Genomic DNA, 12,782 nt, shown 5'->3' on the forward strand with positions numbered 1-12,782 from the left:
ACAACAAGAGGAATAGCCGTGCAGCACGCGGTCATCAGCGGTAGTGGGCTCTATACGCCGCCCGAAAGCATTTCCAACGACGAGCTGGTTGCGTCCTTCAATCAGTGGGCTGGCCAGTGGAATGCCGAGCATGCCGACGCCATCGCCCAGGGCAGCTTGGCGCCCCAGCCGGAATCCAGCGCCGCCTTCATCGAGAAGGCCTCCGGCATCCGCAGCCGCCATGTGGTCGACAAGGCCGGTATCCTCGATCCGGCGCGCATGGTGCCGCGCATTCCCGAGCGTTCCAACGACGAGCCGTCGATCCTCTGCGAGATGGGGGTCGCCGCGGCGCGCGAGGCCCTGGAACGGGCCGGGCGGACGGCCGCCGACATCGACGGCGTCATCGTCGCCTGTTCCAACCTGCAGCGCCCCTATCCGGCGGTAGCCATCGAGATCCAGGCCGCACTGGGCATCCAGGGCTACGGGTTCGACATGAACGTCGCCTGCTCCTCGGCGACCTTCGGTCTGCAGACCGCGGCCAACGCCGTGCAACTGGGCCAGGCGCGGGCGGTACTGGTGATAGATCCGGAGATCTGCACCGGCCATTTGAATTTCCGCGACCGCGACAGCCATTTCATCTTTGGCGATGCGGCCACTGCCCTGGTGGTGGAGCGCGCCGACCAGGCGACCTCGGCGCATCGCTTCGAGATCCTCGGGACCCGGCTGTTCACCCAGTTCTCCAATAACATCCGCAACAACTTCGGCTTTCTCAACCGCGCGGCGGAGGAGGGCATGACCCACCCGGACAAGCTGTTCGTCCAGGAAGGGCGCAAGGTGTTCAAGGAGGTCTGCCCGCTGGTGGCCGAGCTGATCGCCAATCACCTCGCCGAGCTGGATATTCCTGTCGAGCGGGTCTCGCGCTTCTGGCTGCACCAGGCCAACCTGGCGATGAACCACCTCATCGTCAAGCGCCTGCTAGGGCGCGAACCCGAGCCTGGCGAGGCGCCGGTCATCCTCGATACCTACGGCAACACCAGCTCGGCCGGCTCGGTCATTGCCCTGCATCTGCACCACGAGGATCTGGCCAGTGGCAGCCTGGGCGTGCTCAGCTCCTTCGGCGCCGGTTACTCCATCGGCAGCGTGGTGCTGCGCAAGGTCTGATCGACGGCAGGAGTCTTCCCGGGAGGACCGTTGTCGGACCTGGGAAGACCTCTCGAGAAAGGAAGACCCCGTGTCGCCAGGAAGCCTGCTCAGGGTGCAATTGCGCCAGCTGCGCCCCACCCAGCCCGCGATCGGCCATGACCAGGTGCTGTACAAGCTTGGCAAGTACGCCTGCGACCGGCGCAAGCTGTTCGACGACTACTGCGAAGCCAACGGCCAGCACTTGAGTGGCGGCGTCCAGTCGAGCACCAGTCTCCGCTCGGCCGGCGACGCCTTGGGCGTCAAGCCGCCCGGCACCTATCCAGACGAAATGAAGACCGTGGTCATCGGCCCAGGACAGCAGCTCTACCTCACCGATGGTCACCACACCTTTTCCGCCTTCTGGGAACACCCCGGCGGTGGCCCCGAGACCTCGGTGTGGGTCAGGGTCACCGACGACTTCAGTGGCGCGGCGAGCATGGCTGAGTTCTGGATCCGCCTGCTCGACGAGCGCAAGGCCTGGCTCAAGGACCCCCAGGGCCGCCCGATCCTGCCCGAGCAGCTGCCCGAATCCCTGGGGCTCACCGCCATGGCCGACGATCCCTACCGCGCCCTGGTGTATTTCACCCGCCAGATCGGCTATGACAAGCCGCGTACCCCGGCCGGTCGGGTGCTGCCGTCGGAATTCCTCGAGTTCTACTGGGCCGAGTGGCTGCGCATGCTACTGCCCCTGCAGGGCTACGATCTCGATGATCGCAAGAGCTACGCCAAGGCCGTGGAGCAAGCCGCCCGTCTGATGGTGGCCAACCCCGGCATGCTGATCGGCAGTTCGGGGCGTACGGCGCTGGAGATGGGTGGCTATCGCGCCCTGGACAAGAAGGTCCTGCGCAAGCTCTCCGCCAGCGACGGCAAGTTCACCTACCTGCTGGCGGCCCGCGCCCAGCGTGCCGCCCTGGCGCGGGCGATCTAGCCGTTTTGCGGCTTAAGTGTCTGTTACTAGCAGGTTTTTTCTTATTGGTGTTGACAGGGGAGGCCGAGCCTCTTAACATGCGCCCCGTCCTGACCGACGGGGCTATAGCTCAGCTGGGAGAGCGCTTGCATGGCATGCAAGAGGTCGACGGTTCGATCCCGTCTAGCTCCACCAAATCTCGGTTTCGCCCTTGGGGGAAATCGGTAGAAGGTTTCGTCCCCTTCGTCTAGTGGCCTAGGACACCGCCCTTTCACGGCGGTAACAGGGGTTCGAGTCCCCTAGGGGACGCCATATCAGTCACGTATCCCAGACGTGGCGAACGTTGTACGCGGGGCTATAGCTCAGCTGGGAGAGCGCTTGCATGGCATGCAAGAGGTCGACGGTTCGATCCCGTCTAGCTCCACCAATTTCGTGATCCGCAAGGGTCGCACCAGGGTAACGTCCCCTTCGTCTAGTGGCCTAGGACACCGCCCTTTCACGGCGGTAACAGGGGTTCGAGTCCCCTAGGGGACGCCATATCGGTCACGCAGCCCAGGCGTGGCAAGATGCTGTACTTGGGGCTATAGCTCAGCTGGGAGAGCGCTTGCATGGCATGCAAGAGGTCGACGGTTCGATCCCGTCTAGCTCCACCAAATTCGTGATCCGCAAGGATCGCAGCAGGGTAACGTCCCCTTCGTCTAGTGGCCTAGGACACCGCCCTTTCACGGCGGTAACAGGGGTTCGAGTCCCCTAGGGGACGCCACACTCGAAAGAAACCGCCTCACGGCGGTTTTTTTTCGTCCGCACGAAAGCCCGCCGCCAGAGTCTTTCACAGGTGCCCGTCCGGGTAGTCATCTGTGTTAGACCTGTAGGCCGAGTCCAAGCAAGGGGAGTGGGATGATCGTCGAGTATCTCTACAGCCTGGCCCAGGTGCCTGCCGCCGCGTGGAACGCGCTGCTGGTGGACGACCAGCCCTTTCTGCGGCATGAATTCCTTGCCACTCTGGAAGACAGCGGCAGCCTGGGGCAGGGGACCGGCTGGCAGCCGGCGCACCAGATCCTCAAGGATGACCAGGGGCATCTGCGAGCCGCGATGCCGGCCTATCTGAAGATGCATTCCTATGGCGAATACGTCTTCGACTGGGCCTGGGCCGATGCCTGCCGCCGTGCCGGGATCGACTACTATCCCAAGCTGCTGGCCGCCGTGCCCTTTTCACCGGTGCAGGGCGCGCGCCTGCTGGGCGATCCGGCTGCCTGCGCGACCCTGCTCGACGCCACCACGCACAGCCTGGCCGATCTGGAGCTCTCCAGCCTGCATGTGAACTTTACCGATCCCAAGGCCGATGCCCTGTTCCAGGATCGCGAGGGCTGGCTGGCGCGGCTTGGCTGCCAGTTCCACTGGCATAACCGTGGCTATCGCGACTATGGCGACTTCCTCGCCGCCCTGACCTCGCGCAAGCGCAAGCAGCTGCGCAAGGAACGTGACCAGGTCGCCGGCCTGGGGGTGAGTTTCGAGTGGCGTAAGGGCGATGAGCTGAGCGAGGCGGAGTGGGACTTCGTCTATGCCTGCTACGCCAACACCTACGAGGTGCGTGGCCAGGATCCCTATCTGACCCGCGCCTTCTTCAGTCTGCTGGCCGAACGGCTGCCTGAGGCGATTCGGGTAGTGGTGGTCCGCCAGGGCAGTCGGCCGGTGGCCATGGCCTTCTATCTCAAGGACGGTGACACCCTCTATGGCCGTTACTGGGGTTGCCTGCAGGAATTCGACCAGCTGCATTTCGAGACCTGTTTCTACCAGGGCATCGAATACGCCATCGCCGAAGGGCTGCAGCGCTTCGATGCCGGCGCCCAGGGCGAACACAAGCTGATTCGCGGCTTCGAACCGACCCTGACCCGTTCCTGGCACTATCTGGTGCATCCAGGCCTGAGAGCGGCCGTGGCGGAGTTTCTCGACCAGGAGCGCGACGGCGTCCAGGCCTATGCGCGGCGGGCCGCCGAGGCCTTGCCCTATCGCCAGGAAGACGGCGCGGCGCCATGCTGAACTATCTCTGGTTCCTGCTGGCGGCGCTGTTCGAGATCGCCGGCTGCTATGCCTTCTGGCTCTGGCTACGGCTGGATCGCAGTCCCTGGTGGATAGCGCCCGGGCTTGCCAGCCTGGTGCTCTTCGCCCTGTTGCTGACCCGTATCGAGTCGGCCTACGCCGGGCGCGCCTATGCGGCCTATGGCGGCATCTATGTGGTGGCCTCGCTGGGCTGGCTGGCGCTGGTCGAGCGCACCCGGCCGACCTGGACGGATCTGGCGGGCGGTCTGCTGTGCGTGGCCGGGGCGCTGGTGATCCTGCTGGCGCCGCGCGGCAGTGCCTGACAGGCGCGAAACGCGCTAGTCGTTCAGCAGTTCGGGCGGCACGTCGCGGCGCAGTACCAGTTGGCACAGCGCGCTGTCCGGATCGAAGAGGATGACGGCCTCGCCGGTTTCCAGGGCGCGGCGAGCGCGCTGGGTACGGGTCGCCAGGGGTGTCTCGTCACCGTTGTCGGTGCCGTCGCGGGTAACGAAGTCTTCCAGCAGGTTGTCCAGGGTGGCGGCAGCGAGCTGGTCGTAGGGGATGATCATCGAGAGGTGCCTGGAAAAAGGCGCCCAGGATACCCCAGGCGCTTGGTTCGAACGCTATTTGCTGCCGTCGCCGACGACCTCCTCCAGCGGCGGCAGGTGCGTCTGGTTGTCCATCTGGGTGTCTTCCGGCAGCAGCTGATGACCGAAGCGATCCAGCGAGCTGTCGGCCGGTTGCGCATCGCTGTCGAACACCGGCGGGCTGAGCATGTAGCCGGTCAGCAGCTGGCTGAGCGCCGCCAGGCTGACGATATGGGTGCGCTCGTAGCCGTGGGTGGCATCGCAGCCGAAGGCCAGCAGGGCGACCCGCACGTCCTGGCCGGAGCTGATCGCCGAGTGGGCGTCGCTGTAGTAGTAGCGGAACAGGTCGCGGCGCACCGGGATGTCGTTGCGTTGCGCCAGGCGCAGCAGGTGCCGTGACAGGTGATAGTCGTAGGGGCCGGCGGAATCCTGCATGGCCACGCTGACGCGGTGCTCGTCGGAGCGCTGGCCGGGCGCCACGGGGGCGATGTCGATGCCGACGAATTCGCTGACGTCCCAGGGCAGGGCACCGGCGGCGCCCGAGCCCACCTCCTCGGTGATGGTGAACAGCGGGTGACAATCGATCGGCGGGGTCTGGCCGGTTTCCTTGAGCATCTTCAAGGCGGTGAGCAGGGCGGCGACGCCGGCCTTGTCGTCCAGATGGCGCGAACTGATGTAGCCGCTGTCGGTGAACTCCGGCAGCGGATCGAAGGCGACGAAGTCGCCGACCTGCACACCCAGCTGCTCGGTCTCGTGGCGACTCTTGGTCACGGCGTCCAGGCGCAACTCGATGTGGTCCCAGGTCACCGGCATCTTGTCGATTTCGGTGTTGAAGGCGTGGCCGGAGGCCAGCAGCGGCAGCACGCTGCCTCTCAGGGTTCCGTCATCGGTGAACAGGCTGACGCGGCTGCCTTCGGCGAAGCGGCTCGACCAGTGGCCCACGGCCGCCAGGCCCAGGCGGCCGTTGTCCTTGATCTCGCGGACGATGGCGCCAATGGTGTCCAGATGCGCGGAGACGGCGCGATCCGGACTCTCCTTGTGGCCCTTGATGGTGGCGCGGATGGTGCCGCGGCGGGTCAGTTCGAAGGGGATGTCCAGTTCGTTGAGCCGTTCGGCGACGTACATGACGATGGTGTCGGTGAAGCCCGTGGGGCTGGGGATCGCCAGCATGTCCAGCAGGACCTTGCGCAGGTAATCCAGATCGGGCTCGGGCAAGCGATTCATAGCGGAACCTCCCGGGACAGCGGGAACAGCAGGTCGATGAAGCGTTCGGCGGTGGGACGCGGCTCGTGGTTGGCCAGGCCCGGTCGCTCGTTGGCTTCGATGATGACGTAGTCGGGTGAGTCGGCGGCTGGGACCAGCAGGTCCATGCCGGTGACGGGAATGTCCAGTGCGCGCGCTGCCTGGATGGCCGCGTCGGCGAGCACCGGATGCAGACTGTCGGTGACGTCCTCCAGGATGCCGCCGGTGTGCAGGTTGGCGGTCTTGCGCACGGCCAGATGGGTGCCGGCGGGCAGCACGCTGTCCCAGTCGTGACCGGCGCCGCGGATGGCACGTTCGGTTTCCTCGTCCATCGGGATGCGCGACTCGCCGCCGGTAGCGGCCTGACGGCGGCGGCTCTGGGCTTCGATCAGGTCCCGGACGCTGTGCTGGCCATCGCCGACGATTTCCGCCGGCCGGCGAATGGCCGCGGCCACCACCTCATGACCAATGACCACCACCCGCAGATCGAGGCCCTGGTGAAAGCTTTCCAGCAGCACGCGATCGTCATGGCGTTGCGCCGCCTGGATGGCGGTGGCAAGGTGCTCGGCGTCGCGGATGTCCACGGCCACGCCCTTGCCCTGTTCGCCATTAACCGGCTTGACCACCAGGGCACCGTGCTTCTCCAGAAAGGCGGTGTTGTCTTCGTCGCTGCCCGCCAGCTGCTGCTCGGGGACCTTCAACCCGGCACGGGCCAGGGTGCGACTGGTCAGCACCTTGTCGGCGCAGAGGGTCATGGTCACGGCGGAGGTGAGATCGGTGAGGGATTCGCGGCAGCGGATGCGGCGGTTGCCCTGGATAAGGGTGAAAAGACCCCCTTCGGCATCGTCCACCTGCACCTCGATGCCACGCCGCAAGGCTTCGTCGACGATGATCCGTGCATAGGGATTCAGCTCGGCGGCAGGGCCGGGGCCGAGGAACAGCGTCTGGTTGATGCCGTTCTTGCACTTGATGGCGAAGGTCTGCAGCGGGCGGAAACCCAGCTTGTCGTAGAGTCGCTTGGCCTGCAGGTTGTCATGCAGCACCGACAGGTCCAGGTAGGCCAGGCCGCGGCTGGCATAGTGCTCGATCAGGTGGCGAACCAGCGCCTCGCCGACACCGGGCCGGCTGCACTCGGGCGAGACCGCCAAGCACCACAGCGAGGAGCCGCCATCGGGATCCCGGAAGGCCTTGACGTGATTGAGGCCCATCACCGAGCCGATGATGGCGCCGCTGTCGTCGTCTTCCGCCAGCCAGTAGACCGGACCACCCTTGTGCCGCGGCGTCAGCCGCTCGGTGTCGACGGGCAGCATATGGCGCTGCTGATAGAGCCGATTGATCTCGCTCCAGTCCTGCGCGGAGCAGGCGCGGCGGATACGAAAGCCGCGATAGATCCGGCGTGCCGGGCGATAGTCGCTGAACCAGACCCGCAGGGTATCGCTGGGGTCGAGAAACAGCTGTTGTGGCGCCTGGGCCAGCACCTGATGCGGAGCGGCCACGTAGAGGGCGATGTCGCGCTCGCCGGGCGTTTCGGTGAGCAATTCCTTGGCCAGACTGGCGGGGTCAGGATAGGTGTGACCGACGAGCAGCCGTCCCCAGCCGCAATGGAGGCAGAGCGGCTGGGAGGTCGGATGGTCGCCTTCCGCAAGGCGCGCCTGCAGCCGTTCGTAGGAGGGCGTCTGGGCACGCTGGAGGCGCTGGTTGTAGCTGGTCGCTTTCATGCGTCTTGCACCCTCACAGTCCGTGTTCGCTCATCCAGAGGTTGAGCGCGGCGAGTTGCCAGAGCTTGGAACCGCGCAGAGGCGTGATGCGATCGGCCGGATTGGTCAGCAGGCGATCGATCTCGGCGGTGTCGAACAGGCCGCGATCCTGGCTGGGATCCAGCAGCAACTCGCGTACCCAGGTCAGGGTGTTGCCTTCCAGGTGCTTGAGGCCCGGCACCGGGAAATAGCCCTTGGGTCGGTCGATCACCTCCTGAGGAATGACCTTGCGCGCGGCAGCCTTGAGTACCTGCTTGCCGCCATCGCCCAATTTGAATTCGGCGGGAATGCGCGCCGAAAGTTCGGCCAGGCGATAGTCGAGGAAGGGCACCCGGGCTTCCAGGCCCCAGGCCATGGTCATGTTGTCGACCCGCTTGACCGGGTCATCCACCAGCATCACGGTGCTGTCCAGGCGCAGGGCCTTGTCGACCCCGGCGCTGGCGCCCGGCTTGGCGAAGTGCTGACGGACGAAGGCTTCGGCGGCGTCTTCCTCCAGGCGTACACCCGCCTGCACGGTGGCGGCGTACTGGGCGTAGTCACGATCGAAGAAGGCGGCGCGGTAGGCGGCGAAGGGATCGGCGGCGCCATGTACCTGGGGATACCAGTGGTAGCCGGCGAAGAGTTCGTCCGCACCCTGACCGCTTTGCACCACCTTGCAGTGCTTGGAGACCTCACGCGAGAGTAGATAGAAGGCGATGCAGTCGTGACTGACCATCGGCTCGCTCATGGCCGAGAAGGCACGCGGCAGCTGCTGGATGATCTCGTCTTCGGCGATGCGCAGTTGATGGTGGCGAGTGCCGTAGTGGTTGGCGATCAGATCGGAATACTGGAATTCGTCGCCGCGCTCGCCACCGGCATCCTCGAAGCCGATGGAGAAGGTCAGCAGGTCCTTGACTCCCGAATCGTGCAGCAGGCCCACCAGCAGACTGGAATCCACCCCGCCGGAAAGCAGTACCCCGACCTCGCGCGCCGCACGCTGGCGAATCGCCACGGCGTCCTTGAGACCATGCAGGACCCGCTCGGCCCAGTCGTCCAGGGTATAGCGGCGCTCGTCTTCACGGGGGCCGTAGTCCAGGTTCCACCAGGTCTCCTGGTGCTGCTGGCCGGACGCATCCACGGTCATCCAGGTCGCCGGCGGCAGCTTCTGCACGCCTTGCAGGATGGTACGCGGTGCTGGCACCACGGCATGGAAATTCAGGTAGTGGTTGAGCGCGACCGGATCGATACGGGTGTCGATGTCACCGGCTTCCAGCAGGGCGGGCAGGCTGGAAGCGAATCTCAGGCGCTTGTCGGTGAACGAGAGATACAGCGGCTTGATCCCCAGGCGATCCCGGGCGATGAACAGCCGGCCACTGTCACGCTCCCAGATGGCGAAGGCGAACATGCCATTGAGCTTGGGCAGCATGTCCTTGCCCCAGGCGTGATAGGCCTTGAGCAGGATCTCGGTGTCACCCCCGGAATAAAAGCTATAACCCTTGGCTTCCAGCTCGGTACGCAGTTCCGGATAGTTGTAGATGGCGCCGTTGAACACCATGGACAGACCCAGTTCCGGCTCGATCATGGGTTGGCCCGAAGCTTCCGCCAGATCCATGATCTTCAGCCGGCGATGGCCCAGGGCGACCGGTCCCTGGCTGTGGAAGCCCCAGGCATCAGGTCCGCGCTGTTCAAGGCGGTGGGTAATACGCTCCACCACGCTGATGGCTGCGGGTTGTTGATCGAAACGAAGCTCTCCGGCGATGCCGCACATGGTGCTGTGCCTCTTGAATCCTTGGGATGCGGCGCGGTGAGTTCAGTCCCGAACTCGGCGTGCGCATCCAATGCGTGTGGACTTCTCGCGATCCTTGAGAAGCCAATGCGGGGGCGCTGTGCGCGCGGGAGACGTGGGGCGGACAGGTCGTCTGTCTGGCGCTCCAGGTCTGAACGCACGCAGCGACCGACAGCAGGTCTCAGAGAGGGTAGGATGCCGCCGGTCAGGGCCTCAGGTTACGAGCCCCAGGCACGGCGGATGGTTCCATCGAAAAGCCCGTGGCTGCCGCCACCGTCACAGGTGCGGCTGTCAAACTGGCTTGTTTATGTTATAATGTATCTTTATTGGGCCCAGCGATGACCTGTCGTCGTCGACGCCCCAGACCAGGAGACGCCTCATGAGACCCGGTATCCATCCCAACTACCGTCCCGTGCTGTTCCACGACACCACCTCGGACACCTACTTCCTGATCCGCTCCACCGCCGAGAGCGATCGGACCCAGGAATACGAAGGGGAGACATATCCCTACATCAGTCTGGACGTATCCAGCGCCTCCCACCCGATCTACACCGGCGAGCAGCGCCAGATGAAGGTCGAGGGTCGTGTCTCGAGCTTCAACAAGAAGTTCGCCGGCTTCCCGGGTGGCAACAGCAAGTAAGCCCCTCGCGAGCAGCGCGCCGACTCAGCGCGCGCTGCTGACCCCTTCCAGGGTGGCGAAGGAGGTGTCCTTGGCGGTCAGCAGGAAATCCTGCATGAAGGGCGCCTCCAGCATGTCTTCGCGGATCGCCGCATAGAGCGTCGCATACAGGCCTTTCTCACCGAGTCGGCGCGCGGTGACATAGCCGCGTGAGCTGTACTCGTGAATCGCCCAGTTGGGCAGGCAGCAGACGCCACGACCCGACGCCACCAGCTGCAGCATCATCACTGTCATCTCCGCCGTGCGTATCGACAACGGCTCGACGTCGGCCGGATCGAGAAAGCGGGTGAAGATATCCAGTCGATCGCGTTCCACCGGATAGGTGATCTGGGTCTCCTGAGCGAGATCCTTGGGCACGATGAAAGGGCGATGTGCCAGCGGATGCTGGTTGGCCACTGCCAGCAGGGCCTCGTAGGTGAACAGTGGCACGTAGGTGACGCCCGAAAGGCCCACCGGATCGGCTGTCACCACCAGATCCAGATCGCCACGGGCCAGGGCTGGCAAGGGCGCGAAGGAGAAACCGGAGGCCAGGTCCAGCTCCACTTCCGGCCAGGAATCACGGAATTGGTCGATGGTGGGCATCAGCCACTGGAAGCAGCTGTGGCATTCGATGGCCATGTGCAGCCGTCCCGCGGTCCCGCCCACCAGCCGTGCCAGGTCCCGCTCGGCACTGCGCAAGTGGGGCAATACTGCGTCCGCGGTCTGCAGCAGCCGCAGGCCGGCACTGGTGAAGCGGATGGGCTTGGTCTTGCGGATGAACAGTGGGGTACCCAGGCGCTCTTCCAGTTCCTTGAACTGATGGGAAAGGGCGGACTGGGTCAGGTGCAGCCGCTCCGCCGCTTCCACCAGGCTGGAGGATTCGCGGAGAGCATGCAGGGTTTTCAGGTGACGGAGTTCGAACATGGCGCTGGCGCTGGAGATAAAGCCGCATCATGAAGACTTTTCATGGTGCTGGCCATCTTCCGTCACGCCGGCTGTTGCGAAATCCAGTGCGATTGATAAATCGAGTGCCCCCGACCAGATTGCCCGCCCGGGGACAGACCAGAACCCCACTCAGGCGGCGTTGCTGTCCTTGCTGTCCTGGGCTGGTTCCGAATGCGCCAGGAAGTCTTCCAGCGCAGCCCGTTCGGCATCGCTGAATACCAGGCCCAGCTTGGTCCGCCGCCAGAGCACGTCATCGGCACTGGTGACCCACTCGTATCGTTGCAGGTACTCGACTTCCCGCGCGTACAGGTCGGCACCTATCACCTTGCCCAGCGTCTCCACCGAGCGTCCGTCACCGAGCAGGGTCCAGACCCGGCTGCCATAGGTGGTTGCCCAACGTTGCGCGAGGGCCGGCGTCAGACCACTGACCTTGTCCAGCAACTCGCGGGTCAGCGCCTGGGGTGTGGTCATGTTCTCGCCACCGGGCAGCGGTGCCGATGCGGTCCAGCTGTTGCCCAGCTGCGGGAAGAAGGGCTGCAACTGCGCCATCGCCGACTCGGCGAGCTTGCGGTAGGTGGTCAGCTTGCCACCGAACACCGACAGCAGCGGGACACCCTGCTCCTCGGCCAGCGACAGGGTGTAGTCGCGGGTGATGGCGGAAGGGTTGTCCGATTCGTCGTCGCACAGCGGGCGTACGCCGGAGAAGGTATGCAGGACATCGTCGCGGCTGAGCTGCTTGCGGAAGTGGGCATTGGCCACGCCCAGCACGTAGTCGATTTCCTGGTCGGTGATGGTCACCTTGGCCGGATCGCCCTGGTACTCGCGATCCGTGGTGCCGACCATGGTGTACTGGCCGAGATAGGGAATGGCGAAGACGATGCGGCGGTCCTCGTTCTGCATGATGTAGGCCTGCTCGCCTTCGTACAGCTTGGGCACGATGACATGGCTGCCCTGGATCAGGCGGATCCCGTAGGGCGACTTCTGCTGCAGGTCCTGGCGAATGAAGCTGGCAACCCAGGGACCGGCGGCGTTGACCAGGCCCTTGGCACGGATCTGCTGGCGACCCTGAGGACCTTCGACCTCCACCTCCCAGTGACCCTCGACGCGACGGGCGCTGACGCAGCGGGTGCGGGTCACGATGTCGGCGCCCTTGTCACGCGCCTGCATGGCGTTGAGCACCACCAGGCGGGCATCGTCCACCCAGCAGTCGGAATATTCGAAGCCGCGCTTGATCTCGGCCTTGAGCGGCCCCTGGGCATCGAACTTCAGGCCACGGGAACCCGGCAGCTTTTCGCGCTTGCCAAGGTGGTCATAAAGGAAGAGACCGGCGCGGATCATCCACGCCGGGCGCAGGTGCGGGCGGTGGGGCAGGACGAAGCGCATCGGCTTAACGATATGGGGTGCCTTGGCCAGCAGCACCTCACGCTCGGCGAGGGCTTCGCGCACCAGGCGGAATTCGTGATGTTCCAGGTAGCGCAGGCCGCCGTGGATCAGCTTGCTGCTGGCAGACGAGGTATGGCTCGCCAGGTCGTCGCGTTCACAGAGAAACACCGACAGACCCCGACCGGCGGCATCGGCCGCGATGCCTACGCCGTTGATGCCACCGCCGATGACGGCGAGATCGTAAGTCCGGGGAGTTGCAGTGGGTGCCTGGGCCATGGTGCCTCCTGTGAAACGAACATAATTATTCGGTTTCGAACATAATAGCCCAGCAAAAACT

11 protein-coding genes and 6 tRNA genes are annotated in these 12,782 nt (G+C 64.9%); 11 read left to right on the forward strand and 6 right to left on the reverse strand.

Going from position 1 to position 12,782, the window contains the following annotated elements:
- The first annotated feature begins 18 nt into the window (after nucleotides 1–18).
- The 10 genes from AABM56_RS08675 (at nucleotide 19) to AABM56_RS08720 (ending at nucleotide 4,431) form a co-directional block, all read left to right on the forward strand.
- The gene (locus AABM56_RS08675; RefSeq protein ID WP_133859437.1) at nucleotides 19–1,140 is read left to right on the forward strand and encodes a beta-ketoacyl-ACP synthase III; all 1,122 of its coding nucleotides are present in this window, start codon (nucleotides 19–21) and stop codon (nucleotides 1,138–1,140) included.
- Between the two features lie 70 nt (nucleotides 1,141–1,210).
- Nucleotides 1,211–2,089, forward strand: a complete 879-nt coding sequence (locus AABM56_RS08680; protein ID WP_166655855.1) for a ParB/Srx family N-terminal domain-containing protein — start codon at nucleotides 1,211–1,213, stop codon at nucleotides 2,087–2,089.
- 98 nt (nucleotides 2,090–2,187) lie between these two features.
- Nucleotides 2,188–2,263: transfer RNA gene (locus tag AABM56_RS08685), tRNA-Ala, on the forward strand.
- A 41-nt stretch (nucleotides 2,264–2,304) separates the two neighbouring features.
- Nucleotides 2,305–2,380 (forward strand) — tRNA-Glu (locus AABM56_RS08690).
- Between the two features lie 39 nt (nucleotides 2,381–2,419).
- Nucleotides 2,420–2,495: transfer RNA gene (locus AABM56_RS08695), tRNA-Ala, on the forward strand.
- A gap of 34 nt (nucleotides 2,496–2,529) precedes the next feature.
- A tRNA-Glu gene (locus AABM56_RS08700) sits at nucleotides 2,530–2,605 on the forward strand.
- A 40-nt stretch (nucleotides 2,606–2,645) separates the two neighbouring features.
- A tRNA-Ala gene (locus tag AABM56_RS08705) sits at nucleotides 2,646–2,721 on the forward strand.
- Between the two features lie 34 nt (nucleotides 2,722–2,755).
- A tRNA-Glu gene (locus AABM56_RS08710) sits at nucleotides 2,756–2,831 on the forward strand.
- Between the two features lie 134 nt (nucleotides 2,832–2,965).
- The gene (locus tag AABM56_RS08715; protein ID WP_133859436.1) at nucleotides 2,966–4,108 is read left to right on the forward strand and encodes a GNAT family N-acetyltransferase; all 1,143 of its coding nucleotides are present in this window, start codon (nucleotides 2,966–2,968) and stop codon (nucleotides 4,106–4,108) included.
- Nucleotides 4,102–4,431: a YnfA family protein gene (locus AABM56_RS08720; RefSeq protein ID WP_133859435.1), complete on the forward strand. Its 330-nt coding sequence runs from the start codon at nucleotides 4,102–4,104 to the stop codon at nucleotides 4,429–4,431. The genes AABM56_RS08715 and AABM56_RS08720 overlap by 7 nt, the downstream gene beginning before the upstream one ends.
- A gap of 15 nt (nucleotides 4,432–4,446) precedes the next feature.
- Here AABM56_RS08720 and AABM56_RS08725 read toward each other — a convergent pair whose 3' ends face one another.
- The 4 genes from AABM56_RS08725 to AABM56_RS08740 are packed head-to-tail and all read right to left on the reverse strand — an operon-like array spanning nucleotide 4,447 to nucleotide 9,441.
- Nucleotides 4,447–4,677, reverse strand: coding sequence for a YheU family protein (locus AABM56_RS08725; RefSeq protein ID WP_133859434.1), 231 nt, complete (start codon nucleotides 4,675–4,677; stop codon nucleotides 4,447–4,449).
- 54 nt (nucleotides 4,678–4,731) lie between these two features.
- Entirely contained in the window at nucleotides 4,732–5,919 is a 1,188-nt protein-coding gene (locus tag AABM56_RS08730) for an osmoprotectant NAGGN system M42 family peptidase (RefSeq protein ID WP_017640298.1), read from the reverse strand.
- Nucleotides 5,916–7,655: an N-acetylglutaminylglutamine synthetase gene (gene ngg, locus AABM56_RS08735; protein ID WP_133859433.1), complete on the reverse strand. Its 1,740-nt coding sequence runs from the start codon at nucleotides 7,653–7,655 to the stop codon at nucleotides 5,916–5,918. The genes AABM56_RS08730 and ngg overlap by 4 nt, the downstream gene beginning before the upstream one ends.
- Nucleotides 7,656–7,668: 13 nt before the next feature.
- The gene (locus AABM56_RS08740; RefSeq protein WP_133859432.1) at nucleotides 7,669–9,441 is read right to left on the reverse strand and encodes an N-acetylglutaminylglutamine amidotransferase; all 1,773 of its coding nucleotides are present in this window, start codon (nucleotides 9,439–9,441) and stop codon (nucleotides 7,669–7,671) included.
- 397 nt (nucleotides 9,442–9,838) lie between these two features.
- Between AABM56_RS08740 and AABM56_RS08745 the strand changes: the two genes are divergently transcribed.
- A complete protein-coding gene (locus AABM56_RS08745; protein WP_133859431.1) occupies nucleotides 9,839–10,099 on the forward strand; it encodes a type B 50S ribosomal protein L31 in 261 nt (86 codons plus the stop codon).
- 24 nt (nucleotides 10,100–10,123) lie between these two features.
- Here AABM56_RS08745 and metR read toward each other — a convergent pair whose 3' ends face one another.
- Both metR and glpD read right to left on the reverse strand, forming a co-directional pair.
- Nucleotides 10,124–11,041, reverse strand: coding sequence for a transcriptional regulator MetR (metR, locus tag AABM56_RS08750; RefSeq protein ID WP_133859430.1), 918 nt, complete (start codon nucleotides 11,039–11,041; stop codon nucleotides 10,124–10,126).
- A 150-nt stretch (nucleotides 11,042–11,191) separates the two neighbouring features.
- On the reverse strand, nucleotides 11,192–12,721 hold the full coding sequence (glpD, locus tag AABM56_RS08755; RefSeq protein WP_133859429.1) for a glycerol-3-phosphate dehydrogenase: 1,530 nt from the start codon (nucleotides 12,719–12,721) through the stop codon (nucleotides 11,192–11,194).
- Nucleotides 12,722–12,782: the final 61 nt, after the last annotated feature.

The sequence above is a fragment of the Pseudomonas aestiva genome (genome assembly GCF_039908605.1).
In the GTDB taxonomy this organism is placed as follows: domain Bacteria; phylum Pseudomonadota; class Gammaproteobacteria; order Pseudomonadales; family Pseudomonadaceae; genus Chryseomonas; species Chryseomonas aestiva.